Genomic DNA, 24,258 nt, shown 5'->3' with positions numbered 1-24,258 from the left:
CTGTGGACACCGGCCGGATGAAGCGGAACTGTCTTGAGTTGTCAGGTGCCCGCGATCTGGGCTTCGAGGTCGGCGAACCGAACGCCATCGGCGAACTGCTCGCGGACTACGAGCGGCGCCAGGCCACTGGCGAAAGCCGAGCCGGCATGCCGATACGGCCCGAGAACCTTGCCCGGCACCCGGCCGACTGGCCGGAGATCTCGCGGCGGATCCGGTTCGTGCGCGGCGGCGGCCGCTTTGAGTGCGCCGGTCACTGTGGACTGGAGCGCCCCGGCGGCCGTTGCCCAGCCTTGCACCGTCAGCCCAACCCGGACACCGGAGCCACCGTGGGGCGGACCTGCGCCCACCTCAACCACACGCCCGAAGACGTCGATCCGTCGAACCGGATCGGTGCCTGCCAGCGCTGTCACCTTCGCCTGGACCACGGGCACCACCGCGTGACGGCCTCGCTCACCCGCGCCGCCACGGCGGCGGCCGGTCAGCTCGACCTCTTCCCGGAGACCGCGCTGACCCGCGCTGAACCGCCCGCCCCACGGCAGCCGGCCCCCTGCCGCCCGTACACGGCGGCTCTGCTCCAGTTCCTCTTCCCGACCAGGAGGCCTCCTGATGCTCGCTCAAGCCTTCAACGGAGTGGGGGGGCCAAGGCAAGCGCCTGCGCACATTGCCGACCCGGACCGCCGCCCGGTCGTGTGTCAGTGCTGGTTGCGATCATGGGCGTATGAGTCACATCATCTCGATGAACACCGCCGACCAGAGCCGCATCCTCGCCTACCTGCAAGGCGGCGAACTCACTGCGGACCAACAACGCGTTCTCGAATACATGCGGGTGGACGCCCGCACCGGTCAGGCCGAACTCGACCGCCAGGACCTCGACTGGGACATCACCGTGCCCGACGCGCTCGAAGAGCTGATTACAGGCCGGGCCGACGCGGACGGCGAATGTGCCGGCAACGCCTACTACACGGCCCTCCAGCACATCATCGCGTCCAACGGGTCCGACCTCGACGACCTGGGCGTCTACTCCAAGCCCTCCACTTTCTTCGGCCACATGGACGACGAGCTGCGCCGCCTCGGTGTCCCCGCCGACCTGTGCCCGCACCAGTTCCTCTACGCCGGCCCTCCCGACGGAGTGCCCTTCCACATCCCCTACCCGATGGACGGCTACCCGGCCATCGGCCGCCTGCCACTGGCCAAGGCCAAGGCTGTCGCCGATGCCTACCGCGCCGTCCTGGGCCGCTTGGACGACGCCTTCGCCTACGAGGCCGAACTGTTCATCGACAAAATGCAGTTCGAGCACGACGAATGGCAGACCGCTCTCCAGCACGGGCACACCATGGACACCGTCTTCTTCTCGATTCAGGGCTGACCGGCCGCCACCAGACGCGCCCCCCAGGGGGCCTCGTGGAGCTCCCACTTCGCGGCAGCCTCACGAGAACCCGCGTGGTGTCGCACAGGGTGAGGGGCATCGAGCACGTGTGGAGTCACTCCGAGCAGCCCGTAGCCCAGGCTCGATTCAGGCGACGGTGAGCTGGTCTTCGTCAGATGCGGTCGCGTACGGCTGCACAGTAGACGTTCAGTTGTGCCACTTTCTGATCCCGGGTTCCGAGTCGCGGGCCAGGCACGAGCCGGAAACGTCGGTCAGGAGCGTTGCGAGCAGATCGTGGCCGAGCTGCGGCAGAAGGTCGAGCAGCAGCCGCAGGGACATCTGGACAGCTCGGTTGATCAACTACGGCATGTGGGATAGCAATGACGCGTGATACGTGGAGACAAGGTCGGGTTGCGGACTCGGCAAGACGGTGATGTCCCGGTTTTCCAGGCCGAGCTGTATGAAGACGTGGTGATGCGATCACGCGCCGACTCCCTCCCCTGGCGGCCCATCCCGCCGGAGGCGGCAGAGTCTCCCTCCGCGGCGGCTGCACCGTCGGAGCAGAAGGCGTACTTCTCGGTGGTGGAGCTGGAGTCGCAGGAACTGGCCGGCGAAGCCCTGATGTGGGGTATCGACTTGCACAACAGAACGGCCCACCTGGGGATCTCTATGCTCCCCGCCTTCCGGGGACGTGGGCTGGGAGGCGACGTCATTCGTGTGCTGTGCGAGTACGGATTCGCTGTACGCGGCCTGCAACGGCTACAAGTCGAGACCCTCGTCGACAACACCGCGATGATCGCTGCTGCGACCGGAGCCGGATTCTCCGTCGAGGGCACCCTGCGGTGCTCCGCCTGGGTGTACGGCGCTTTCGTCGACAGGGTTATCCTCGGCCTGCTTGCAGAGGAATGGGCACCGTAAGTACGGGTGTCCTCTCCCCGTCCCCCGGTGGACACTGTGATCGCCAAGGAGTTTTAGGCGGCTTGCGTGAGCGGGGGCGGGGGCGGGGTGATGGGGCAGGTGGTTCAAGCTCTTCTCCCGGCCACCTCCAGCGCTCGGTGTGATCCGGCTACCCGACCGTTCAGCGCCGTGAGCAGGCCGCGAGCCCGGCGACCCGCACAGGGCCCCGCCCCGTTCTCGTACTCGCGGTGGTTCATGGTCGGCTGCGGGCGCCGTCGATGCGCCGGGGGATCACGGAGAGAGGTCATGAGCAGGTGGAGGAGTTCGTCGTCACTGACGATGCGGTGCAGGTGTGGATCGTGTATGGCTGGGTTCCGGCACATGCTGAACAGGACCCCGAGCCCTTGACCTGGTTTGCCTCTGCTCATCCAGTTGCCCGCTCAGCCGTGGTCGTACACCGGTCACCACAATCCCGCGGTCCGCCAAGCGCGTGCGGACCAGCGGTTCCACGCGCTCCCAACGCCCGCCGGCCAGGCCGCAGCCGATGCGGGGCATATGGATCGAGGCGCCGAGCTCGACCGCCCGATCGGCGACCTTGACCAGGGCTGCGTCGATCACTTCGTAGCGCACGGGTACGCCCTTGCTGCCGGTGAGCATCCCGTGCTGGCCCACCATGTTGGCCATCCAGGCCAGCCGCTCTACCTGCACCATCTGTACGGCGCCGAGGCCGAAGTCGTTCTGCGCGCGTTCGCGGTGCCAACTCCGGTACGCCCGCTCCGGCTCCGGCCAGCGCCGCGAGACGGCCGGCACGAAGCCCTTGCCCCAGCCGCCCAGGTCGTTGCAGACATGCGCGATCACCTTGGGCCCCTTGCCCAGTGGTGTTGTCGCGTCGCCCCGTACATATTCGATCCCCGTCCCCATGGGAAGAACCGTATGCGGTACCTCTGACAAGGCGAACTGACACGTTCCCGGCGGATTTTACCCCCCGCCTCCGGGGCCGCCGGTCCAGGACGTGGCCGGCGTCGCGGCCGACGCCACACAGGGTCTTGGAGAAGAAACCTGATCACTCACCGGGTGAACGGACTTGGGCCGTCATCCCGTCATCCCGTCATCCCGTCGTTCGACGCAGGGCCCGGCCGTGCCGGCTCAGCGCGGTTGCATCGCTGGCGCTCTGCAATCGTGCGCGCCGCATGGTTCATCGTGTGCGGCCCCGATCCTGTCGGGATTCGGCGGAGGCGGCGGATGGCGGGGGTGGCGAGGAGAGCGATGGCGCAGCCGAGGGCGGCCACGGTGGCTACGAGCAGGAGGCGGTGGAGGTCGACGAGGCTGCTGGCGGGGCCCGCGATCACCTGGCCGAGCGGGACGGCGAGGATGGAGCCGGCGACCTGGTAGGCGGCGACCCGGTTGAGCCGGTCCTCGGGGATCTGGGTCTGTACCGTGGTGGCCCACTGGACGCCCCAGAACGCCCAGCCGATGCCGCTCACCGCGTACCCGAGCATGAGCAGCGGCTGAGCGGGGACCAGGGCGGCGGCCAGCGGCATCAGCGGGAACAGGAGCATCGCGATGCCGCCGGCGAAGAGCGGGCGGGCGGGGCGGACCCGTATCGCGATCAGGCCGCCGAGGGCGCAGCCCGCGCCGAACGCGCCCTCCGCGTAGCCGAAGGCGGCTTTGCCGTGCGCTTCGATGATCGAGGCCGCGCCGAGCGGGGTGATCGGGCCCCAGACGAACACGCCCAGCACCCACCAGATCAGGATGACCCCCCACAGCCAGGACCGGGACCGGAATTCGTCCCATCCGGTGCGGAGGTTGGTGAGCGTGGAGGCGGTCCGGTCCACCTCGAAGCGGGGAAGCCGCAGCGCGAGCATGCAGATCCCGCTGATCGCGAAGGTGGCCGCGTCGATGCCGAACACCCAGGCCGGCGAGGTCGCGGCGACGAGCGCCCCGGCGATCGCCGGTCCGGCCATCGTGGCGAACCCCTCGCTCACCCGCAGCACCCCGTTGGCCTTCTGCGCGTCGGCGGCGACCTGGGGCACCAGGCTGGATGTGCCCGGCTGGAACATCGCGGTCGCGATGCCGCCGATCAGCGATCCGGCAATCATGATCCACAGTGTTGGGTGGCCTAGCCAGAGATAGACCGCGAGCAGAACCTGGACGAGGAACCGGGCGGCGTCCGCGCCGATCATCAGCGGCCGGGGATGGAACCGGTCGGCGAACACCCCGCCGAACACGACGAAGAGCGCGAACGCCCCCATCCAGGCACCGAGTGCGAACCCGACCCCGCTCACGCCGTATCCGAGCGAGAACATCGCGACCGCCGTCGCGACCGGGATCATCGTGTCGCCCACCTGCGACACGACGCGGGCGGTGAAGTAAAGGCCGAAGTTCGACGTCCAGAGGCGGGACGGACTGGCGACGGACAGGCTCATTCAGGATCCTACTCAAGGGTCTATGGGTATCGCGTCACGTTCGAGAGCCCGCCGGCAGGAGGGCTCACGGTGCATCAGCCCCTCCAGGCGACCGCGCGCAGGGTCCGGGAGCGGCTGGCGGTGAGGTCGGCGTGGCGCTGCCGGGCGCGTACGAGAGCGGCCCGGCCTCTTCGACCTCGGCTTCGGCAGCGTCTCCACCGTCCTGTCCAACCTCGGATCCGGCCGCTGGCCCCTGGCGCACGAGGCCCTGGACGAACTCCCGGAAGGCAAGGTCGTCGAGCACAGCCGCAGCGTCCTCGTGGCCACCAGCGCCTTGCCGCAGCGGGACGAGCAGATGATTCGCCTCGAACGACATGTGAAGGGCCTCGTCACCTCGCCGGACCCATGACGCGGTAGCCGAGGTGCGTTGTCTCGCCTCGCGGCCACACAATTATGAGTGGATCGTCGAGGGTGACATCACGGCCTGCTTCGATGCCGGGTCACCTCTCTCGATCGGCTCCCGGGCGCCGAGCCGCTGTTGTACTTCCGGCGTGCCTACGGTCGCCTGCGCTCCAGCTCTTCCAGGTCCGCGAGCATCGCGTCGGCCAGATCCCGCTCCGAGGCGTAGTACCGCTCGGCCCACTTGAGAGTGAGCGTGGGGTACGCCCACGCCTCCTGGCCCTGCGCCCCGGCGACGTCGGCCTGCGCCCTCTCGCGCATCGCCTCCGCGTACGCGCGGTGCGCGCCCAGCACTTCACGCATCCGCTCGGCTTCGAGGAGATGGCCGAGCCAGATCCGCAGCATGACGCCGTGCTTGAGCACCGGCGGCTCGACCGGCGACTCACGCGCCCAGGTCCGCACCGCATCCATGCCCTCACCGGCGATCCGGTAGACCCGCTTGTCACGGCTGCCGGTCTCCTGGGCGACCATCCGGGTCCCGCCTCGTCGTCGCGGGCGACTCCAGCGGCGGCAATCTCGCCGCGGCTCTCACCCTGATGGCCCGCGACCGCGGCGGCCCGGAACTCGCCGCCCAACTCCTCCTCTACCCAGGCCTCGATCACCGGCTGGAGACCGCGTCGGCGGCCGACTACGCCACCGGCTTCTTCCACACCAGAGCCCATATGCGCTGGTACTGGCAGCAGTACCTGGGCCCGGACGGCGACGGATCGGACCCGTACGCTCTCCCGGACTCGCCGACGACCTGAGCGGACTGCCGCCCGCGCTACTGGTGCTGCCCGAGTGCGACCCGCTGCGCGACGAGGGCCGGGCATACGCGCAGCGACTGCGGCGAGCCGGCGTGCCGGCCGAAGTCCGGATCCAACCGGGCACGTTCCACGGCTTCCTGGGTGCCGCAGGGGTGCTGCCGGAGGCGGAGGAGGCACTGGAAGGGGCGGGGCGGTGGCTGCGCGGCGTGTGAGCGGCGTCATTCCCACAGGTCAAACGGTATGTCAACAACCCTTCAGACCCGAGGAGTTTACGCGTCGTGTGCGCATCGCCCAGTTCCGGAGGTACTCAGGTAACGCCGCGCCCGTCCGGGCCGGCGGCAGCCGGACGGGCTTCGACGCAGCCAACGGGACGTTCACGCCAGCCTGCCCGCACGACGCTGCTCGCGTCGGGCGGCGACCAGGCCCGCGGCCCTCCGCTCCTTCTCGGCCGCCCGGACTCGCTCAGCGACCTGAGCATAGATCGCTTTCGGTACCTCGCCGACGGCGAAGCAGACCGCACTCGACGGCCACCCGGGCGACCTCCTCCGAGTCGCGCATGGGCATGCTGCCGAAGCCCCCGTACACCGGTGGTGTGCCGGCATCCAGGAACGCCACCACATCAGCGGGAGCGGGCGTTCGTCCGGCCGGAGTCAGGTGCTCGTGAGGATGACGAGTTGCTGGGTCGCTCGGGTCATCGCGACATAGCGGTCGACCGCTCCTTCGATGCCCTTGCCGAACGCCTCTGGGTCGATGAGGACGACCAGGTCGAACTCGAGCCCCTTCGACAGCTGCGGGGTCAGCGACCGGACGCGGGACGTCGTCCGGAATGTACCAACTCCGATGTCACCAGTGCCGATGACGCAGGCGATCCCGTCGGCATGTGCGGCGAGCCAGGTGTCGAGGACCGAGCTCAGATCCGAAGCGGAGCCGTGTACGACGGGAACGTCGCTGCTGCGGATGGAGGTCGGCACGTTGGCGTCCGGGAGTACGGCCCGGATGACCGGCTCGGCTTCCGCCATGATTTCTTCCGGCGTCCGGTAGTTGATGCTCAGGGAGGCCAGGTTGATCCGGTCGAGCCCGATCCGCTCGAGCCGTTCCTGCCACGACTCCGTGAACCCGTGCCTGGCCTGGGCGCGATCCCCGACGATGGTGAAGCTCCGGGACGGGCACCGGAGCAGCAGCATCTGCCACTCTGCGTCGGTCAGTTCCTGAGCCTCGTCCACGACGATGTGCGCGAACGGGCCGGCGAGAAGGTCCGGTTCGGTGCTGGGCGGTGCGCTCTCGTCGACCAGGGTGTCCTGCAGGTCCTGTCCGCGCAGCATCGTCATCACACCTTCACCGTCGTCATCGGCCTCAAGCAGGGCGTCGACGACCTTGGACATGTGCTCGCGTTCGGCGGCGACAGAGGCGTTGTGCCGACGCTGACGTCGCGACGCCTCCGGGTCGCCGAGCCGCTGCCGTGCCGCGTCCAGGAGCGGCAGGTCGGACACCGTCCAGGCATGGGCGTCCCCGCGCTGCAGCTTCGAGACGTCATCGGGGCTGAGCCAGGGAGCGCACTTCCGCAGGTAGGCGGGTACCGACCACAGGTCTCCGACGAGGTCAGCGGCTTCGAGCAGCGGCCACGCGCGGTTGAGGGTCGTGAGCAGTTCCCTGTTCTGGAGCAGCGACTTGCGGAGCAGGTCAGCCGAGGCGTCGTCGTCGTGCTTGTCCACCAGGATCGTGAGCAGCTCCTCCCGGATCTGGTCGCGCGCCTCGTTGTGCGGAGTACCGGGTTCTGCTGCTTCGAACGCCACGGCCCAATCGTCGGCGCTCAGCCAGATGTCGGACCAGTGGGTCGTGACCGTCATCCCCTTGGCGGGCGGCTCCTCGTAGAACCTGACGGCCGTCTCGATCGCCTTCACCAGGTTCGCGGACGACTTCAGGAGGGCCACGTTCGGGTCGGCCTCGATCGCTGCTGCGGCTCCCTCGGCGACGAGGTTCCGCAGGGTGCAGGTCTGCACACCCTCCTCTCCGAGGCTGGGGAGGACATCGGCGACGTAGCCCAGGTAGGGCTGGTGCGGACCGACGAACAGCACGCCGCCCCGGCGGTGACCGAGGCGAGGGTCGGAGTAGAGGAGGTAGGCGGAGCGGTGCAGAGCGACGACGGTCTTCCCCGTACCCGGACCGCCGTCGACGACGAGAGCGCCGCGGGATCCCGCGCGGATGATGGCGTCCTGGTCGGCCTGGACGGTGCCGAGCACGTCGCGCATCCGTGTCGACCGGTTGCTGCCCAGGCTGGCGATGAAGGCGGACTGGTCGTCGAGCGCGGCGTGTCCGGCGAACCCGTCCGAGGCGAACACCTCGTCCCAGTAGTCGCTGATCCGGCCGCGGGTCCAGCGATACCTGCGGCGGCTTGCCAGCCCCATCGGGTTGGCGTGGGTGGCTCCGAAGAACGGCTCAACCGCGGGGGAGCGCCAGTCGAGCAGCAGCCGACGACCCGTGGTGTCCGTAAGGCCGAGTCGTCCGACGTACACGGGCTCGGGGTTGTCCGCGCTGACCATGTGTCCGAGGCACAGGTCCAGACCGAAGCGACGCAGTGCGCGCAGGCGAGCGGTCAGCCGGTGGATCTCCGTGTCCCGGTCCATCGCCTGCCGGCCTGCGCCGCCGGGCGCCTTACGCTCGGCGGCGAGGCGGTCGGACAGCTCGGCGATCGACTGCTCGAGGCACTCCGCGATGGCCGCGAAGTGCTGCTCATCGCCGGCGATCAGCGTTGGGTCGGCCTTGGGTGAGAGGTGGTCGGGAAGTTCAAACGCGCTGGTGGTCAGGGGGTTCATTCATCAGTTCCGATCTGAGGTCGCTTGCAACGATTGCGCCCGGCAAGGCGTCTGAGCCGGCGTGACGAACCTGGTGGCCATGACGAGCAGCGCTCCGCCTGACGTGGACCCCGTGGCCGTCGTCGGTTCAGGTCGCCAGGGTTCGCGGGCTCGTGTTCCGGGTCCTGGCTCGACGATCCCGCGTGGTTCACGCGGACATGGGCTGCCTTTCTCGGCTGACCGCGTCGAGCAGCAGCTTCGCGGCCACCGTCGCCCCGTCGGTGCGGATCGTGCCGGCCACGGCCCTCGCTCGTGCGCGGGTCTCGGGGGTCAGGGCCGTCCTGAGCGCGGCCGACAGGGACTCGAAGGTCGGAGTCGGACCGTCGTGTGCCGAGCCGATACCCAGCTCGGCCACCCGGCCGGCCCAATATGGCTGGTCCGCCGCCTGGGGTACCACCACCTGAGGCGCGCCGGCCCGGGTGGCCGTCGTCGTGGTGCCCGCGCCGCCGTGGTGCACGACGGCGGCCACCCGGCCGAACAGCACCTGCTGGTTGACCTCGCCGACGACGCAGCAGTCGTCCCGGTCGTCGATCAGGGCCAGGTCGGCCCAACCGCGGGCCACGACCGCGCGGCGGCCCTGCGCTCGGATCACCTCGATGGCCACCTGGGCGACGTCCGTCGATGTGTGCATGGGCATGCTGCCGAAGCCCACGTACACCGGTGGTGCGCCGGCGTCCAGGAACGCCACCAACTCGGCCGGGAGCGGATTGACGTCGGGCAGGATCCACGCGCCGGTCTGGACGACGTCGAGGTCCGGCGTCTCCTGCCACGGGTCCAGGATCGGGTCCGTCGCCAGCCACGGCTGGTCACCGATGACGTAGTCGCGGACGTTGTCCACCGGTGGCAGGCCGATCGACGCCCGGTTCGTGTTGAGCGCCGCACCGAACAGCGCGTTGATGCTCTGGACGTCCAGGTCCCACAGCGCCCGGTTGTCGGTCACCTCCGGCGGGAACGGCCGGCCCGGATACGCCAGCGGCGGGTGGTGCGGCGACGGCAGGGTGAGCTGCTGGAAGGTCACGGACACGGAGCGGATGCCCAGTTTCTCGGCCACCGACCGCGCGCCGGCCGCGGCCGGCATCATGCCGGTCGCCACCAGCGCGTCACATCCCTCGGCCGCCGCGGTGACCGCTTCGAACTGGCCGGCGACCAACTCGGCCGCGCGCTGGGGCAGGGATGACGGCGGCGGCGCCGCAGTCGTCAGCGCGCGCGCCGACCGGCCGACCGGAACCAGCGGCACGCCGACACCGGCCAACCGCTGCGCGAAGTCCTCGTCCGGCGGCGCGCACACCCGCACCTCCGCGCCCAGTGCCCGCAACCGCACCGCGAGTCCCACCAGCGGTTCGACGTCCCCGCGCGACCCGTACGTCGACAACAACACACGCATTCCGTGACTCCCATTTCCGCAGATTCTGGCCTCGGCCGACGATTCTGCGGCACGACCGGGGCCTTGCCGCAAGCCCCCCTGTGCGCTATAAATTGAGAGTGGAGAGGAGTGGGCACTCCCCCTTTCCCTCTTTCGTCCGCTACAGACGGACAACCTCCTCGCGAAATACCGGGCGCGCCGCGTACGGCGCTGAGCACGTCGCGAGTTCTGGCGCCACGAGCAGCATGCGCTCTTCGTCGGCGTCGCGCACAGCCCGGGGATGGGTCAGGGGCGGCGGGCGGCCCAGGTGGTACGGGTGGTACGGACAGTAAGGTCCTCGCGCCTCAGGATGCGGGCCGGCGTCTTCGAGGAGGGTGTCGAGCAGGGTCCGGTCGGCTTCGGACAGCTTGCCGCCGGCGTGGGAGCGCAGCTTGCGCAGGGAGATCTACGCGTAGCGGCCGGTGGCCTCGGGCAGCGGGGCGGGCAGGCCGATGGCGAAGGGCCGCGATGCCGACTTTCCACGCGACCGACAGCCGCGGCTTGCCCTGTTCCATCAGATGCCTTTCTGCGGGGGGAGTTGCCGGTCCGCGCGGAGCGCGGCGGCCACGCGATGGCGCCCCCGCTCATAAGCCGTCGTCGTCCGTCGGCCACGAGTCGAGAAGTCGCTGCACGGTGGTGCGGGCCTTTCCGATCGCGTTCTCCACCGATCCCAGGGCCTGAGTGGTGGTCGCGCCCTCGTACAGCATCAGGAGGGTGTCGACGAGAAGACCGACGTTCGCGAAGCCTGCCTGCTGCGTCAGCCGGGTCAGGTCCTCGCGCAGAGCCTTCTTGTGGTCCGTGACCACCGCGCGCGCTGGATGGTCCCGATGGGCCAGTTCGGCGGCGGCGTTCGCGAACGAGCAGCCGCGGAAGTCCGGGTCGGCGTGGCAGCTGCCCAGGGCGTCGAACACGGCGATGAGCCGCGCCCGCGGGTCGTCGCCGACGCCTTCGAGTGCGTGCGTGAGGAGTTCATTCCAGCGCGCGTCGCGCGCCTGGAGGTAGGCCACGACCAAGGTGTCCTTGCCCCGGAAGTGCTTGTAGAACGTCATCCGCGCGACTTCTGCCGCTTCGATGATGGCGTCCACTCCGGTGGCGTCGATGCCCTGCGCGTAGAACAGCTCGTCGGCCGCGGACAGCAGACGACGACGGGCGGCCGAGGGGCGGACAGTTGCCTTGGGGGGATCAAGAGTCATACCGAGAAGCATACGTACCGTTCTATCTATCTACCGGGAGTTGTAAAAACCTCCGCCCCGGGGCGGGTGCGGCGGCGTCAGCGGGCACCTGCGGTGATCCTGCCTCCGCCCGTTGGAGCCTCGCAGGGCGAGGCGTCTCGGCGGCGGGACTCCAGCGCCCGCTTGTCATGCGATGTGCGTCACACGCCTGCTGCCTCACTCAAGGCCGGGACGCGGTCGGTACGTTCCCAGGCGAAGTCGGCCAGTTACCGGCCGAAGTGACCGTAGGCGGCGGTCTTCACGTAGATCGGCCACAGCAGGCCCAGGTCGCGGACAGCCGGCCTGGACCTCGCAGTAAGAGGCCAGGCCCGCGGCCACGACGTTCTTGGCTCACGGCACGAGGGCTGGCGGACGCCGGGTTCCAACGAGGCGCAGAGGCAGTCGCGCTGCCGGCCGATCCGTCACACGGAGGCTCCATACGGGTGATCTTGTTCCGTGCCCGGTTTCCGCCGGCTGGCCGCCGAGAAGTGGTGGAGCGTCACGAAGTCCTGTACGAGGAGAAAAAATAATGCGTATGCGTACCGCAATCGCCACCGCCGCTCTGGCCGCTCTCGTCGTCCTGGGCGGCGCCGGTACCGCGAGTGCCGGAGGCTACGACGGCCATTCGGCATCGAACACCTGGATCAACGACAGCATCGTGACCGACATCGACAACTCCTTCAACACCGTCGTGATCTTCGGCGACATGGACCTCGACTAACGCGCTTCTTGCCCGGCGCCTGCGGGAAGCCGCAGGCGCCGGATGCGTGAGCGATTCGGGTGAACACCCCTGCCCGGACCCCTCTGTGGTGCCCCGGCCGGCCTGCCGGCCAGGGCACCACAGGACCACCTGCCGGACGGCGGAATGTCCGGCAGGACGCAGTACCGCAGAACCCACCCACCCCCTGGGACCTGCGGTGCTGCACCGCGTTTCCAGTCGCCGACCCCGCTTGCAGGACGCTGCCGCCCACAGCACGGCGGCCCGCCGGTGACGACGTAGCGCGGACGCCGTTGCCACGACGGTCGTGATGACGGCGAAGCCGACCATCGCAGCCCGCAGCACCCGACCCTTCGAGCACGTACGCACGGTGACGGCGTTCGTCGAAGACTCCGATGCCGCGGCCAACTGGTACGGCGAGTTGTCGGGCGTGCGGTAGAGCGCGACGTCAGCGAAGCGGGCGTTGTCCATGCGTGGGTGGAGCACGCCGGCGTCGAGCTGGGCTTTCACCCCGATGACGACGAGCGCAATCCGCGAGGCGGGAGTCCGGTGTTCTGCTGGCAGGTCGCGGATATCGACAAAGCGCGGGCCTGGTTGCTGGACGCCGGCTGCGCGCACCACCGCGGTCCCCTCACGGTCAGTCCTGGGGTGCGTATCGCCCAGGTACGCGGTCCGTTCGGTGTGATCGTGGGCGTCGACGGCCCGTAGCGGTCATCTGCGGCCGAGCCGACCGGTACCCGCGTCCGTGCCGATCAAGTCAGTCCGTGCAGGCCGTCCAGCCCGGTGGCGGCGGCGAAGGCGCGCAGGGGCGATTGCAGGGAGCCGATACCACGTACCGCGGGAAAGTCCAGGGTGATGTCGCCTCCGTCGTCAGCATGCGTCACGAGCACCCCGTGCCGCCGGCTCATGAACCGCACGGCACCGAGGAGCCCCCGCTCGGCCCGCAGCACATGCGCCGTGGCCAAGGTGGCGTGACCGCACAGACTGGCCTCGACGAGCGGCGTGAACCAGCGGATGGCCCAGTCCGCTGCGGCCTGGTCCGCCAGCGGCAGGGCGAACGCGGTGCGGGTCCTCGTGGACGGCGAACCCGTGCTGGGCGCCGTCCAGTTCCGCGCTTCCGCCGAACATCGGCCGAACCGGCGGGAGGACTCAACGGGAACGAAGGTGCCCGCGGTGCCGTGTCGATCAGCCCGGCCAATGGGCACCAGTCGACATACAGGCGGCGCAGCAGCCGGTCCCGGCAGACGACCGCAGACTGCGCGGCATCGCAGGGGAAAGCCTTCAGCGCTCGCCGGCCGGCGTCGATGCCCCACCGTTCCACCTCCGTGAGCAGCACAGCCCCCGCGCCGTCCCTTGCACCGCCTCTGCCACCTGTTCGTTTGGCGGGGTCACGCCCAGCCCGTCTGCGCGGTCCGCCTCTGCGGCGTCATACGCAGCCGCTCAGAAACGAGTTCTCCCCATCGCGTTCCCGCCGCCGCTGCTCCAGAACCGACAGAGGGCGCAACCATAGGGACTACCTCTGCAACTATCGCGCTCGGTTCCATACGGTCCCCTGGTATCCCTGATGTCGTTCATGCTCAAGTATGGACAAGCTGCGGCAAGTTGGGCCGGGAACAGGAGGTCCGCTCCTCGCCATTCCAGCAGGACGGCGGAGGTACGGCTACCGCCACCCGCTCCTCAGGCCGTGTCCTGCATGGTGAGTTTGAGGAGTCGCTCGTAGCAGCAAAGGGCGCTGCGACGCCGGGGAAGGCCAGGTAGTCAGAGGGGTTGGCGTTCGTACCGCCCACGTGCGCTGGTCCGATTCGCTCGCCTCCCAGAGGATCTGGTCGGCGTTACTTGTCGTCAGAGCTGCCGTGAGCCACCGGTTTCCGGGCCGGCGTGCTGGGCGGGACGGGTTCGCCGCGGCGAACCGAGCCCGGGGCGCGCACCGCCGGGCGGTCGGCGTGCGCGGAGGAGTCCAGCTGCCACGGCACACTGGTCACCATCACCCCCGGCGTGAAGAGCAGACGGCTTTTGAGCCACAGTGCCGACTGGTTGTGCAGCAGGTTCTCCCACCAGTGGCCGAGGACGTATTCGGGAATGAAGACCGCCACGACGTCGCGCGGACCGGCACGCCGGATGGAGCGAACGTACTCCACGACCGGCCTGGTGATCTCGCGGTACGGGGAATTGAGGACCTTGAGCGGGACCTGGATGTCGAACTCCTGCCACTGCCGCTCGAGGTTGGCCAGTCCCTCGGGGTCGACCGCGACGGTCAGCGCCTCCAGCTGGTGCGGCCTGAAGGCGCGGGCATACGCCAGAGCACGCAGGGTCGGCTTGTGCACGGTGGAGACCAGCACGATCGCGAACACCCTTGATGGCGGGGCGAGTTCGCTCTGCGCATCGGTGACCGCCAACTCGGCGGCGGTAAGGTCGTAATGGCGTCGGATGGCCCGCATCATCAGCCACAGCAATGCTGCGGCCAGTACCGCCAGCCAGGCGCCCTGGGTGAACTTGGTGGCCAGCACGATGACCAGAACCAGGCCGGTGACGACCGCACCGGTGGCATTGATGGCGCGGGCCAGCTGGTGCCGTCGTCGCGCGGCGAGGTCGGTCTCGGTGCGCAGTTCACGGTTCCAGTGCCGGACCATACCGGTCTGGGAGAGCGTGAAGGAGGTGAAGACACCGAGGATGTAGAGGTGGATCAAGCTCGTCACATCCGCCTTGAAACCCCACAGCAGCAGGCCGGCGACGATCGCCAGCGCCAGGATGCCGTTGGAGAAGGCAAGCCGGTCGCCGCGGTTGTGCAGCTGGCGCGGCAGGTATCGGTGCTGGGCGAGGATCGAGGTGAGCAGCGGGAAGCCGTTGTACGCGGTGTTCGCGGCCAGGATCAGGACGAGGGCGGTGGCGGCCTGGATGAAGAAGAAGCCGACGCTGTTCCCGCCGAAGACGGCGGAGGCGACTTGCGCGATAACGGTGCGCTGGGTGTAGCCCGCACAGTCACCGCCGAGACCAGTCAGCCGGCAGGCGTTTTCGGTGATGTGCACCTTGGTGATCAGAGCGAGCGTCGTGACGCCGACGAACATGGTGACCGCGATGATGCCCATGGCGGCCAGGGTGGTCGCGGCGTTCTTCGACTTGGGCTTGCGGAAGGCGGGTACGCCGTTGGAGATCGCCTCCACGCCCGTCAGAGCCGTACAGCCGCTGGAGAACGCGCGCAGGACCAGCATCACCATCGCCAGGCCGGTCAGGTTCGCGTCCCCTTCCTCCGGCCTGACGCCGAACGCCGCGCTCTCGGCCACCGGTGCGTCACCGATGAGGTAGCGGAACAGTCCGGTGCCGACCATGATCAGCACACCGCCGACGAACAGGTACGTGGGGGCGGCGAACGTCCGGCCGGACTCGCGTACACCGCGCAGGTTCATCGCGGTCAGAAGAGCGACGAAGACCAGCGCCGTCAGCACCCGGTGCTCGGCCATCCGGGGCACCGCCGAGATGATGTTGTCCACCCCGGAGGCCACCGACACGGCCACCGTCATGACGTAGTCGACCAGCAGCGAGGCGGCCACCACCAGGCCGGCAGAGGGCCCCAGATTCGTCGAGGCGACCTCGTACGAGCCGCCGCCGCTCGGGTAGGCGTTCACCACCTGGCGGTAGGAGAGCACCACGACCGTCATCAGCGCCACGACGGCGGCCGCGATCCACGGGGTGAAGTGGAGGTAGGCCAGGCCGCCGAGGGTGAGAACCAGCAGGATCTCCTGGGTGGCGTAGGCCACTGAGGAGAGCGGGTCGGAAGCGAAGATCGGCAGGGCGAGCCGCTTGGACAGCAGCGTCTCGCCCAGCTCTTCGCTGCGCATGGCTCGCCCGATCACCAGGCGCTTGAGGATTTCGGTCACGTTGAACACAGCGCGAGCGTAAGCCGACCCACTCAGCCGCTCGACTCCGCGAACAACCGTTCCACAGTCTCCCCGGCGGCCTGCGGCGACTTCGTTTGCGCAGGTGAGGCCGCCAGGACGGTATCCAGCTGACGCCCTGGAGGCGATACGGCGTCGGCGTTAAGGACGCGCGAGGATCTGCGAACCAGTGGCGCATTTGGCGTAATCGGGGCTTCGGCCTCCCCAGCTCTCCACTGTCGCCCGATGGTTCCCCGCCGGCGCAACCGGCCCCGCGGCCCTGGCCGAACATGCGACTGCGGTGGCGTGTTCGGACCCAGCGCCGACGGCACACGAACCGAGGGGCCCAGGTGCCGTGCTGACCACGGCGGTCAGGCGGGTGCGGCAACTGACCAGCGGCCGGCGATGGCCGAGCTGAGGTTGTCGAGGCACATATCGACGGTGTCGAGGATGGTGTCGAGATCATGGGCACCGCTCGCCTGCCAGGAGCGGACGGCGACTGTCATGGCGACGGCATGCACGGATACCAGGAGTTGGGGGCGCGGGTCGGCCGGGTCTTCGATCCGCTCGCGCGCGGCGAGGATCTTCGCGGGTGCGTCCTGGTGGACCAGGAGGACGTGGTGGAGGGAGACGAGCATGCCCGGCGTGGTCGCCACCAGTTGTAGGACGGCAAGGCAGGTCGGCGTGCCGCGGTACTCGGGAAGGGCCCGGCCCACCTCGCACAAGGCATGGCGCGTGGCTTCACGCAGGGCGGTCAGCGGGGCCTCTTCAGCGGGTCTGCGCTCAAGCTCACGCACGGTGAGCGCGGCCATCTCCCGGAACACGGCGAGCAGGATGTCTTGCTTGCCGGTGAAGTAGCGCAGCACCGTGCGTTTGGAGACGTCGGCCGCGGCTGCGATGTCGTCGAGCGTGGCGCCCTCGAAGCCGCGGGAGCCGAACAGGTCGAGGGCCGCGTGGCAGAGCGCGTCGCGGGTCTTGAGTTTCTTGCGATCACGCAAGCCGGCGGACGCGGTGCGTTCAGCCGGGCTCGGGTGCATGCGAAGTTCCTCCTGGGCGGGACAGCATACCGGCGGCTCCGGACCGTGGACCGCCCGAAGATTCTGTCACCTGGTGCCATACGCTTCTGGGTGACACGCCTGTTCGGCTCTCGGTGGGAGAGATGGCATCGATGCCCGCCACGAGCGCTCAGGTGGACCGGGACGTGCCGGGTCATAGCTTCGGGTTATGGGCTCATAGGTCGCCGCCGGCTACCGGGGACCCACCGGGTGGGCTTGTCTCGAACCGTCTGTCCGCGCTGCTTGGAGGAACGTCTCGTATGCCTCGTCCCATCCGTGTCGCGATCGTCGGTGCCGGTCCGGCCGGCATCTACGCCGCTGACGCGCTGCTGAAGTCCGACGCCGCCCGGGACCCGGGAGTGTCCATCGACCTGTTCGAGCGGATGCCCGCGCCGTTCGGGCTGATCCGCTACGGCGTGGCGCCGGACCACCCGCGGATCAAGGGCATCGTCAGCGCGCTGCACCAAGTGCTGGACAAGCCACAGGTGCGGCTCTTCGGGAACGTGGACTATCCGGGCGACATCACCCTGGATGACCTGCACCGCTTCTACGACGCCGTGGTCTTCGCCACCGGCGCGATGGCCGACCGGGCCCTTGACCTCCCCGGCGTCGGGTTGGACGGCTCCTTCGGCGCCGCCGACTTCGTCTCCTGGTACGACGGCCACCCCGACGTCCCGCGGACCTGGCCGCTGGAGGCCGAGAAGGTCGCCGTCCTCGGGGTGGGCAACGTCGCCCTGGACGTCGCACGGATCCTCGCCAAGACCGCCGACGAGCTGCTGCGCACCGAAATCCCCCCGAACGTCCATGCCGGGCTTCAGCGGAACAAGGCCCTGGAGGTTCACATCTTCGGCCGCCGCGGACCCGCGCAGGCCAAGTTCAGCCCGATGGAACTGCGCGAACTCGACCACTCCCCCACCATCGAGGTCGTCGTCGACCCCGAAGACATCGACTACGACGACGGCTCCATCGCCGAGCGCCGCAGCAACAAGCAGGCCCACATGGTCGCCTCCACCCTGGAGAACTGGGCCATCCGCGACATCGGCACCCGCCCCCACAAGGTCTACCTGCACTTCTTCGAGTCCCCCGAGGAGATCCTCGGCGCAGCCGGGCACGTGGTCGGGCTGCGCACCGAACGCACCCAACTCGACGGCACCGGCAACGTCCGCGGCACCGGCCGCTTCACCGACTGGGACGTCCAGGCCGTCTACCGGGCGGTCGGCTACTACTCGGACGAGCTGCCCAAGCTGCCCTTCGACCTTGTCTCCGGCACCGTCCCCAACCAGGCCGGCCGTGTGCTGGCCGCCGACAGCCACCAGACCGCCGTCTACGTCACCGGCTGGATCAAGCGCGGCCCCGTCGGACTCATCGGCCACACCAAGGGCGACGCCAACGAGACCGTCGCCTGTCTCCTCGACGACCACACAAGCGGCCGCCTCCCCGGAGCCGCCGCACCGGATCCGGACGCCGTCACAGCCGTCCTGCGAGAACGCGGCATCCGCTACACCACTTGGGGCGGCTGGCACCAACTCGACGCCCATGAGCGGGCCCTGGGCGCAGCGCAGGACCGCGAGCGCGTCAAGGTCGTCGAACGAGAGGACATGCTCCGCCACAGCGGCACCTGACAGCGGCCACCTGCTTCTGGTCGCGCCAGGGCTTGCCTTCCTTTCCCGGTCGACTCCCCGGGCCGTTGCCGCGGTCAGCATGGCGTGCGGGACGGATAATGCCGCCGGATCGCAGCCACGCGTTGATCGCGGCGATGTGAACGGTGGCCGCGAAGCGCACGGCCGGCTTCATGTTTGATTCCGGGCTGTGGGTCTCGCCAGTTGGGGGTGGCTTCGGCGGTGAGTCTGCGGCTCATGAGGCCGATCATCGCAAAGTAGATCATGGCTTCGGGGCCGTGCGGGTGGGTCTCGTAGTCATGGGCGAGGCTCGATGACCGTGCGCTCGCGGTGCGGACGCGCCCGCCCCCAGCCGTCCGCACCCTCCGCGCCGGACTCATGACCCGACCGAGGTCGAGTGATGAGCGGCTAGGGAGACACGGCGGTGCCGAGGGAGTCCGCCCCCATAGCCTTCGGTACGCCCTGCTCGTAGAAGGCGTCGAGTGCCGTGATCGTGAACCCTGCGTTCGTCAGCAGGTCCACGGTCGGCCGGGTGAGGTGGCATCCGCCGAAGAGCCGCTTGTTCACCGGCTCAAGCCGTCGTTGCCAGCGACGTACCTGCTCGTCCTCTTCCGGGGCCAGCCCGTGTTCGAGGAAGTGCAGAGTCCCTCCGGGCTTCAGGACACGCCGCACTTCACGCAGAGCGGTATCGGCATCGGGGATGGTGCACAGCGTCCAAGTGGACAGAGCAGCGTCAAAACTGTCGTCTTCGAAGGGCAACGACTGCCCGTCCAGGCCGGCCCGCCGCACCGGGACCCGCGCCGCCCTGATGCGGTCGCCGGCAAGTCTCCATCCGACATCGGAAGGCTCGACCGCGGCTACGCCGGTGACGGTAGGCGGGTAGAAGGGGACGTTGTGCCCCGTGCCGAATCCGAGCTCGACGACTTCGCCCTTCAGCCCCTCGCAGACCCGGCGCCGCAGCGGTTCGGCTGCCTTCACCCCGCAGGCGACATTGATGATCCGCGGCACCACTTGGTCGGTGTAGAACCCCATCGCGGCCTCCGTGTCTCGCTTCCAGCATGGCACCGGAGCAGCCTGGACGCATATTGATCCGCTCGGCGAGAACCCCTCTTTGCCCCCCTGACCTTGGCATTTAACCGATGGATGGCAGCAGCCCTTCGGCGGTGTGCGGGTGCACGCCGTGTCGGATCCATACATTGGGTTCGACGTAGACCGCGTGGTCATGCGTGGTGTCGCAGTGCACCGGGACCAGGGCACTGGGCACCTCGACGTCACCGTCTCGGTCGAAGGGCAGGCCGGTCCAGTGCCGCCACTGGCTCAGGGATCCGCTGACCGTCATCGATGCGGGAGCGACCTTCTCGATGCTGCCGCCCGCTTTGACGTGGACGCGCAGCCAAGGGTCGGTCGGCAGCCCGTCGGCGCGCCGTTGGCGGAGGTATGCGGCCATGGGGACGCGTGGTTGCAGGTGCTTGGCCGTCGGACGGACCGGCGCCAGAAGCGCCTGGTGGCCCTGCCGGCCGACCGCGTCGAGCAGCGCGGCCAGCATGCGGTACGACAGACCGCGGCCGAGGTACTCCGTGTCCACCGTGATCTCGAGCGCACTGGCTGTCGTCACCGGGTGTCCGCGACGCTGGTCGTCGTATGCCCACACCAGCACCCGGTCCCATCCCTAGTCCGGCATCTCCTCCCGGTCGCCGATCTCGGCGTTGAAGGGCACGCTGAGCCCCCGCGCGACGACGCGGTCGCCATCCGTTGCCACAACGCAGTACTGCGGGAAGTCCTCAGCCACCCTGCTCAACAAGGCGCCCGCGACCGGATCGTGCGAGATGAACGCCGGCCAGGTCTCGGCGATCTCGTAGACGCGGGCGTTCAACGACGGACGCTCGGCGAGCGAGGTGATCTGGATGCTGTCGACGGCTGTCACAGCGGGGCACCCTGCCACAAGGTCATCATCGCGGCCACTGGATTTCTCTCAGCTATCCCGTGCGACGTACTTTCGTACCTTTCGTGGGTTGGGCCGGACAGTGTTCTGACCGCGCTCCTGAGCCGCGGGGATATCGACCGGGTGGCTGATTGACGCCGGCGAGCGCAATGAACACCTTGTGCCGGCGGGCCGGGACGCCGCCATGCCTACGAGCTGTTCAGGCCGCCGGTGCAGAAAAGCACGTCGTCAGGGCCAGTCACGGCGAGCAGGTCGCCGGGCACGTCCATGCGACTCTGAGTCGGGTTGCTCACCAGACTCAAGGCGACAGAGAAGCCGTCGGTCGCCGAGCTTTGGGGGGAGTGCCGGCAGCTGAGGGCCCCGTTCCGCCCCGGCCGCGAGGACCGGGGCGGAACGGGTGACCCGTCAGGCCGCCTACAGCGACTTGTTGTCGTAGATGGGTGCTGCGCGACCGGCATTCCGGCCTCGGGCGCCGAAGCCACGGCTCGGGCCGACGACGCCTTGCCACCGTCTCCGGACTCAAACGGACCGACCCAGCCGAAGGGAGACGATGGCAGGAGACCCAACGCCGGCGCAGTGTGTGGAATCCACGGGCACTCCCGTGTGCTCCACCCCTTCGCCGTCGCGGTAACGCCATTCGAATGGCAGGCCGCGTGCGGTCATCACATCGGAGCCGTCCATGAGCTGAAAGTGCAGGTGAGGCTCGGAAGTGTTACCGGAGTTCCCACACTCGGCAATCTCTTGACCAGCCGTCACGCTGTCGCCCACAGTCACTCGAAGCGAGCCACGCCGCAAGTGCGCGAAGCCTGTGTGGACTCCGTTACCCAGGTCCAGCAGGATGTAGTTGCCCCAGAGGTGGCATGGCCAGCCCAGGCTGCGTACGAAACCCTCCAGGTGGAGGTAGACGAAGCCGGGGAGCGACATCCGGGACAGGTGATCACGCTGCCTGCTCGCGGTCGCCACAACTACTCCGTCGGCGGGAGCCAACACAGGCCTGCCAAAGGAGGGGTACAGATGTGGACGCCGACGGGGCTTGACCCTGGATCGCGGACACCGGTTGTGGCTCTGAGCAACATTTCGGGAAGACGTGACTCTTCGTCACCTCGATGTCCGATGGGGCAAGCTGTGTGATCACCTGCTCGGCCTCCTCCGGTTCAAAGTCGGCACCGGAGGCCAGGCAGCCGAGTACATCGGTGCGTGGGACTTCCCGCTCAACAAGCTCCTGCACAAGGCACTCGACCTCTACATGACACGGCGATAGCCAGCCGACCAGCCCCTCCCAGCGAGCCGACACCCGCATTCCCGACACGCCCCTCGCCCAGTGAACAGTGCGTACCGAACCTCTCAGCTCCCCCGCCCACCCCCGCGCGGACGGTCCCATGTCCCGGGAGTCGCCCTCCGCCTCCGTTCGACAAGAACAGCCCGGAGCCCATGGCTTCCTGCTCCCCACGCCGGCGGGGATGATCCCGGGTGAGCGCCGGAGCGTGTGCCCGTATGGGCGGTCGCGCGTCAGGCTGCCCGGGGCCGGATCCAGGGGGCGAGGCGTTCACCGTCCGTCAGATTGTCGCGCCAGTAACGGAAGACGGCTCACGGACGACGTCTCGGCGAAGGGTGAGTTGCAGGCTCGGGACGGTCTTCAACGCGGCGAGAAGGCCGGTGGCTTTGCGGGATCTCGAAACCTGCTCCACGAACAGTGCCTGACGGGTGATGATGATCAAATCGGGCGGGGGCGGTTGCACGACCAACCCCCGCAAAAGTTCAGCCGTCGACTGGGGATGAACCATGCGTATAGGTGTCTACCTCGCACACCCGCGGCCGGGCAGCTTCAATCATGCTGTGTTCGATGCCGTGGTAGAAGAGTTGCGTGACCGAGGATGTCACGTGCTCGCGCATGACCTCTGCGCTGAAGAATTCGCACCCGCGCTGTCCGCCGACGAGACGGAGACGGTCCAGACGGCCACCTCCGCCTGTGACGCACAGGTGGAACTGCACCGATCGGAGGTGGCCACCCTGGACGCCCTGGTGTTCGTTCATCCAAACTGGTGGGGCATGCCACCCGCTGTCCTCACAGGCTGGGTGCAGCGCGTGCTCGCGCCCGGCGTCGCTTACAAGCTCGCTACCGCGGATGGGGAGCCCCTGGGGTTGCTCAAGATCGGCCGGGCTCTCATCCTGAACACCTCCGATACACCCGCCGACCGTGAAGAGAGCGAGTTCGGCGACCCGCTGCAAAAGATTTGGGCGGCCTGCGTCCTGCCGTACGTGGGAGTTGCCGACGTCCGCCGAGTCGTCTTCCGCACGGTCACCGATTCAGCCGATGAAACACGTGCGTCCTGGCTGCACCAAGCGCGTCAGCAAGCCGCCGCGCTGATGACCTGACACCCGCCATATCCGGCGTGGAGCCCGTTTTCCGCGAGGTCTGGCGCTGATCCGGAGAAGGCTGGGCGGCGGGCCCGCCGGCCAGAGGACTGTCTTGGTTCCGCCAGTGAACCGGGAGGGGCAGCGTGCATAGATCCGCGAGGGTGCTTGAGCGATCGGGCGTCCTGATAGCCGTGTTGCGCTTGGCGTGCACCGCATGTGCGAATGCCGACGGGCACCCGACGCGGACCGATCAGCAAGGTCTGGTCGGGGTCGGGGTCGGGGTCTGGGGCAACGCGTCGGGTGCCCGGCTGGACTTCACGGATCGGCATGCGGTGTCAGCCACCAGGCTGGACCGCGCTCTGCCCTGTGAGGACTGTCCCACCGATGTGAGCGCCGGCCACCGCGCCTGCGGATGGTCCCGACCCGCTGCCGGCGTCACACCGGAAGGTCTCCTGCTCGGGACAGATGAACGTACTCAGGACCGGGCAGCTCACCGGAAGGCAGCGGCATTCCCCGAGGCCCATTGCTGGAACACCCTGCCCGGGGCACCGACGATCTGGGAGACGGTGTCGCGAACTGTGAGCAGTTCGTCGTTGACGTCGCCGCCCGTCACGTCGAGCACCGCGTCCGCGGCTTCGTCGCCCAGGAACCCGGCCATTTGGCGGTGCGCCTCCTCCCGGCCGATCTCGGCGAACGGCACGTCCCGCCCCAGCATCGCCGCGATGGCCCCGACCTGTTGCCGGGCTGTGATCCGCTCCGGGCCGGTCAGTGCGTACGTCTGCTCTCGGTGGCCGGACTCGGTCAGCGCCACCCGAGCCACCGATGCGATGTCCGCGGGATGGATTGTGGGCAGGCCGATGTCTGCATAGGGCACACGGACCGTTTCGTGCTCGCGGATCGCTCCTGCCCACCACAGGGCATTCGAGGCGAACTGCGTCGGCCGCAGGATCGTCCACTCCATGCCGCTGTCCTTGAGCAGATGCTCGACAGTCAGGTTCTCGTCGGCGGGGCCCAGATGCGGATGGGTCTGGGCGGTGATGGAGGACACCAACACCACGTGTTCCACCCCTGCCTGCCGCGCGGCCTCGAGGATCTCGGCGTCCGATCCCATGCGTGACACAAGGAACAGCGAACGCACCCCCTCCAGCGCAGGCTTCAGCGAGGCGGTCTGAGCGAAGTCGCCCTCGACGACTTCAACCCCCTCCGGAAATGCGGCCCGTGCGGTGTCACGGGTGGTCCCCCTCAACGGTCCGGCGCCGGACGCCTGGAGCTCCTTCAAGAGCGCGCTTCCTACGTTTCCGGTAGCCCCGGTCACGAGGATCATGGGTCTTCTCCTGTCGTCATGTGGTGGTGTAG

20 protein-coding genes and 6 pseudogenes are annotated in these 24,258 nt (G+C 68.7%); 9 read left to right on the top strand and 17 right to left on the bottom strand.

Translation table 11 applies throughout. From position 1 onward, the window contains the following. Positions 1 to 41 precede the first annotated feature (41 nt). Positions 42 to 425 (bottom strand): hypothetical protein, encoded by a 384-nt coding sequence (locus QMK28_RS08610; protein WP_326436430.1) that lies wholly within the window; start codon positions 423 to 425, stop codon positions 42 to 44. Between the two features lie 293 nt (positions 426 to 718). Between QMK28_RS08610 and QMK28_RS08605 the strand changes: the two genes are divergently transcribed. Beyond that, positions 719 to 1,366 carry a DUF7691 family protein gene (locus QMK28_RS08605; protein WP_326436429.1) on the top strand — a complete coding sequence of 216 codons (648 nt, stop codon included), beginning with the start codon at positions 719 to 721 and terminating at the stop codon, positions 1,364 to 1,366. Between the two features lie 207 nt (positions 1,367 to 1,573). On the opposite strand, the gene QMK28_RS08600 is transcribed toward QMK28_RS08605, so the two are convergent. Beyond that, the gene (locus tag QMK28_RS08600; RefSeq protein WP_326436428.1) at positions 1,574 to 1,726 is read right to left on the bottom strand and encodes a hypothetical protein; all 153 of its coding nucleotides are present in this window, start codon (positions 1,724 to 1,726) and stop codon (positions 1,574 to 1,576) included. 27 nt (positions 1,727 to 1,753) lie between these two features. Between QMK28_RS08600 and QMK28_RS08595 the strand changes: the two genes are divergently transcribed. After that, the gene (locus QMK28_RS08595; protein WP_326436427.1) at positions 1,754 to 2,284 is read left to right on the top strand and encodes a GNAT family N-acetyltransferase; all 531 of its coding nucleotides are present in this window, start codon (positions 1,754 to 1,756) and stop codon (positions 2,282 to 2,284) included. A 419-nt stretch (positions 2,285 to 2,703) separates the two neighbouring features. On the opposite strand, the pseudogene QMK28_RS08590 reads toward QMK28_RS08595, so the two are convergent. The 3 genes and pseudogenes from QMK28_RS08590 to QMK28_RS08580 form a co-directional block, all read right to left on the bottom strand. Then, positions 2,704 to 3,184: pseudogene (locus tag QMK28_RS08590) on the bottom strand (macro domain-containing protein). A gap of 179 nt (positions 3,185 to 3,363) precedes the next feature. Continuing rightward, entirely contained in the window at positions 3,364 to 4,689 is a 1,326-nt protein-coding gene (locus tag QMK28_RS08585; RefSeq protein ID WP_326436426.1) for an MFS transporter, read from the bottom strand. Positions 4,690 to 5,223: 534 nt separating this feature from the next. Beyond that, positions 5,224 to 5,598: a hypothetical protein gene (locus QMK28_RS08580; protein ID WP_326436425.1), complete on the bottom strand. Its 375-nt coding sequence runs from the start codon at positions 5,596 to 5,598 to the stop codon at positions 5,224 to 5,226. Between the two features lie 62 nt (positions 5,599 to 5,660). Here QMK28_RS08580 and QMK28_RS08570 point away from each other — a divergent pair. Then, positions 5,661 to 6,085 (top strand): annotated as a pseudogene (locus QMK28_RS08570) (alpha/beta hydrolase fold domain-containing protein). A gap of 438 nt (positions 6,086 to 6,523) precedes the next feature. On the opposite strand, the gene helR reads toward QMK28_RS08570, so the two are convergent. From helR to QMK28_RS08550, 4 genes and pseudogenes are all read right to left on the bottom strand, one after another. Next, entirely contained in the window at positions 6,524 to 8,686 is a 2,163-nt protein-coding gene (helR, locus tag QMK28_RS08565) for an RNA polymerase recycling motor ATPase HelR (protein WP_326436424.1), read from the bottom strand. Between the two features lie 187 nt (positions 8,687 to 8,873). After that, positions 8,874 to 10,109 (bottom strand): glycosyltransferase, encoded by a 1,236-nt coding sequence (locus QMK28_RS08560; RefSeq protein WP_326436423.1) that lies wholly within the window; start codon positions 10,107 to 10,109, stop codon positions 8,874 to 8,876. 602 nt (positions 10,110 to 10,711) lie between these two features. After that, on the bottom strand, positions 10,712 to 11,320 hold the full coding sequence (locus tag QMK28_RS08555; RefSeq protein ID WP_326436422.1) for a TetR/AcrR family transcriptional regulator: 609 nt from the start codon (positions 11,318 to 11,320) through the stop codon (positions 10,712 to 10,714). A gap of 179 nt (positions 11,321 to 11,499) precedes the next feature. After that, positions 11,500 to 11,643: pseudogene (locus QMK28_RS08550) on the bottom strand (methionine adenosyltransferase); the annotation flags it as partial. Positions 11,644 to 11,873: 230 nt separating this feature from the next. Between QMK28_RS08550 and QMK28_RS08545 the strand changes: the two are divergent. The 3 genes from QMK28_RS08545 to QMK28_RS08535 all read left to right on the top strand — a co-directional run bounded on the left by QMK28_RS08545 (position 11,874) and on the right by QMK28_RS08535 (position 12,764). Continuing rightward, positions 11,874 to 12,059 carry a hypothetical protein gene (locus tag QMK28_RS08545; protein ID WP_326436421.1) on the top strand — a complete coding sequence of 62 codons (186 nt, stop codon included), beginning with the start codon at positions 11,874 to 11,876 and terminating at the stop codon, positions 12,057 to 12,059. A gap of 307 nt (positions 12,060 to 12,366) precedes the next feature. Then, positions 12,367 to 12,495 (top strand): hypothetical protein, encoded by a 129-nt coding sequence (locus QMK28_RS08540; protein ID WP_326436420.1) that lies wholly within the window; start codon positions 12,367 to 12,369, stop codon positions 12,493 to 12,495. Between the two features lie 38 nt (positions 12,496 to 12,533). Continuing rightward, on the top strand, positions 12,534 to 12,764 hold the full coding sequence (locus tag QMK28_RS08535; RefSeq protein ID WP_326436419.1) for a VOC family protein: 231 nt from the start codon (positions 12,534 to 12,536) through the stop codon (positions 12,762 to 12,764). Between the two features lie 44 nt (positions 12,765 to 12,808). Here the strand turns inward: QMK28_RS08535 and QMK28_RS08530 are convergent, their stop codons facing one another. The 3 genes from QMK28_RS08530 to QMK28_RS08520 form a co-directional block, all read right to left on the bottom strand. After that, positions 12,809 to 13,261: a PhzF family phenazine biosynthesis protein gene (locus tag QMK28_RS08530; RefSeq protein WP_326436418.1), complete on the bottom strand. Its 453-nt coding sequence runs from the start codon at positions 13,259 to 13,261 to the stop codon at positions 12,809 to 12,811. Between the two features lie 627 nt (positions 13,262 to 13,888). Further along, the gene (locus QMK28_RS08525) at positions 13,889 to 15,892 is read right to left on the bottom strand and encodes an APC family permease (protein ID WP_443050586.1); all 2,004 of its coding nucleotides are present in this window, start codon (positions 15,890 to 15,892) and stop codon (positions 13,889 to 13,891) included. Positions 15,893 to 16,299: 407 nt separating this feature from the next. Beyond that, complete coding sequence (locus QMK28_RS08520; protein WP_326436416.1) at positions 16,300 to 16,965, bottom strand: TetR/AcrR family transcriptional regulator; 666 nt, start codon at positions 16,963 to 16,965, stop codon at positions 16,300 to 16,302. A 278-nt stretch (positions 16,966 to 17,243) separates the two neighbouring features. On the opposite strand from QMK28_RS08520, the gene QMK28_RS08515 reads away from it, so the two are divergent. Then, the gene (locus QMK28_RS08515; RefSeq protein ID WP_326436415.1) at positions 17,244 to 18,605 is read left to right on the top strand and encodes an FAD-dependent oxidoreductase; all 1,362 of its coding nucleotides are present in this window, start codon (positions 17,244 to 17,246) and stop codon (positions 18,603 to 18,605) included. Between the two features lie 191 nt (positions 18,606 to 18,796). Here the strand turns inward: QMK28_RS08515 and QMK28_RS08510 are convergent. The 4 genes and pseudogenes from QMK28_RS08510 to QMK28_RS08490 all read right to left on the bottom strand — a co-directional run. Beyond that, positions 18,797 to 18,910 (bottom strand): annotated as a pseudogene (locus QMK28_RS08510) (IS5 family transposase); the annotation flags it as partial. 100 nt (positions 18,911 to 19,010) lie between these two features. Beyond that, the gene (locus QMK28_RS08505; protein ID WP_326436414.1) at positions 19,011 to 19,634 is read right to left on the bottom strand and encodes a class I SAM-dependent methyltransferase; all 624 of its coding nucleotides are present in this window, start codon (positions 19,632 to 19,634) and stop codon (positions 19,011 to 19,013) included. A gap of 100 nt (positions 19,635 to 19,734) precedes the next feature. After that, positions 19,735 to 20,526: pseudogene (locus QMK28_RS08500) on the bottom strand (N-acetyltransferase). A 537-nt stretch (positions 20,527 to 21,063) separates the two neighbouring features. Beyond that, positions 21,064 to 21,468 carry a M23 family metallopeptidase gene (locus tag QMK28_RS08490; RefSeq protein WP_326436451.1) on the bottom strand — a complete coding sequence of 135 codons (405 nt, stop codon included), beginning with the start codon at positions 21,466 to 21,468 and terminating at the stop codon, positions 21,064 to 21,066. Between the two features lie 205 nt (positions 21,469 to 21,673). Here QMK28_RS08490 and QMK28_RS08485 point away from each other — a divergent pair. Continuing rightward, positions 21,674 to 21,805 (top strand): annotated as a pseudogene (locus QMK28_RS08485) (peptidoglycan bridge formation protein FemAB); the annotation flags it as partial. Positions 21,806 to 22,326: 521 nt separating this feature from the next. Then, entirely contained in the window at positions 22,327 to 22,920 is a 594-nt protein-coding gene (locus QMK28_RS08480) for an NAD(P)H-dependent oxidoreductase (protein WP_326436410.1), read from the top strand. 472 nt (positions 22,921 to 23,392) lie between these two features. On the opposite strand, the gene QMK28_RS08475 is transcribed toward QMK28_RS08480, so the two are convergent. Beyond that, entirely contained in the window at positions 23,393 to 24,226 is an 834-nt protein-coding gene (locus QMK28_RS08475; RefSeq protein WP_326436409.1) for an NAD(P)H-binding protein, read from the bottom strand. Positions 24,227 to 24,258 lie beyond the last annotated feature (32 nt).

Origin of the sequence: Streptomyces sp. H27-D2, from assembly GCF_035828615.1 — a bacterium.
Lineage (GTDB): Bacteria > Actinomycetota > Actinomycetes > Streptomycetales > Streptomycetaceae > Streptomyces.
Note: the sequence above shows the minus strand (reverse complement) of the source record. Positions and strands in the feature narration are given on the sequence as shown.

What these genes read in the sequence shown, in the direction of transcription:
- helR (WP_326436424.1), bottom strand. Translation starts at nt 8,686, where the DNA reads ATGAACCCCCTGACCACCAGCGCGTTTGAACTTCCCGACCACCTCTCA.
- QMK28_RS08520 (WP_326436416.1), bottom strand. Translation starts at nt 16,965, where the DNA reads ATGCACCCGAGCCCGGCTGAACGCACCGCGTCCGCCGGCTTGCGTGAT.
- QMK28_RS08540 (WP_326436420.1), top strand. Translation starts at nt 12,367, where the DNA reads ATGACGGCGAAGCCGACCATCGCAGCCCGCAGCACCCGACCCTTCGAG.
- QMK28_RS08560 (WP_326436423.1), bottom strand. Translation starts at nt 10,109, where the DNA reads ATGCGTGTGTTGTTGTCGACGTACGGGTCGCGCGGGGACGTCGAACCG.
- QMK28_RS08505 (WP_326436414.1), bottom strand. Translation starts at nt 19,634, where the DNA reads ATGGGGTTCTACACCGACCAAGTGGTGCCGCGGATCATCAATGTCGCC.
- QMK28_RS08525 (WP_443050586.1), bottom strand. Translation starts at nt 15,892, where the DNA reads ATGCGCAGCGAAGAGCTGGGCGAGACGCTGCTGTCCAAGCGGCTCGCC.
- QMK28_RS08475 (WP_326436409.1), bottom strand. Translation starts at nt 24,226, where the DNA reads ATGATCCTCGTGACCGGGGCTACCGGAAACGTAGGAAGCGCGCTCTTG.
- QMK28_RS08545 (WP_326436421.1), top strand. Translation starts at nt 11,874, where the DNA reads ATGCGTACCGCAATCGCCACCGCCGCTCTGGCCGCTCTCGTCGTCCTG.
- QMK28_RS08515 (WP_326436415.1), top strand. Translation starts at nt 17,244, where the DNA reads ATGCCTCGTCCCATCCGTGTCGCGATCGTCGGTGCCGGTCCGGCCGGC.
- QMK28_RS08585 (WP_326436426.1), bottom strand. Translation starts at nt 4,689, where the DNA reads ATGAGCCTGTCCGTCGCCAGTCCGTCCCGCCTCTGGACGTCGAACTTC.
- QMK28_RS08605 (WP_326436429.1), top strand. Translation starts at nt 719, where the DNA reads ATGAGTCACATCATCTCGATGAACACCGCCGACCAGAGCCGCATCCTC.
- QMK28_RS08580 (WP_326436425.1), bottom strand. Translation starts at nt 5,598, where the DNA reads ATGGTCGCCCAGGAGACCGGCAGCCGTGACAAGCGGGTCTACCGGATC.
- QMK28_RS08490 (WP_326436451.1), bottom strand. Translation starts at nt 21,468, where the DNA reads ATGTCGCTCCCCGGCTTCGTCTACCTCCACCTGGAGGGTTTCGTACGC.
- QMK28_RS08480 (WP_326436410.1), top strand. Translation starts at nt 22,327, where the DNA reads ATGCGTATAGGTGTCTACCTCGCACACCCGCGGCCGGGCAGCTTCAAT.
- QMK28_RS08555 (WP_326436422.1), bottom strand. Translation starts at nt 11,320, where the DNA reads ATGACTCTTGATCCCCCCAAGGCAACTGTCCGCCCCTCGGCCGCCCGT.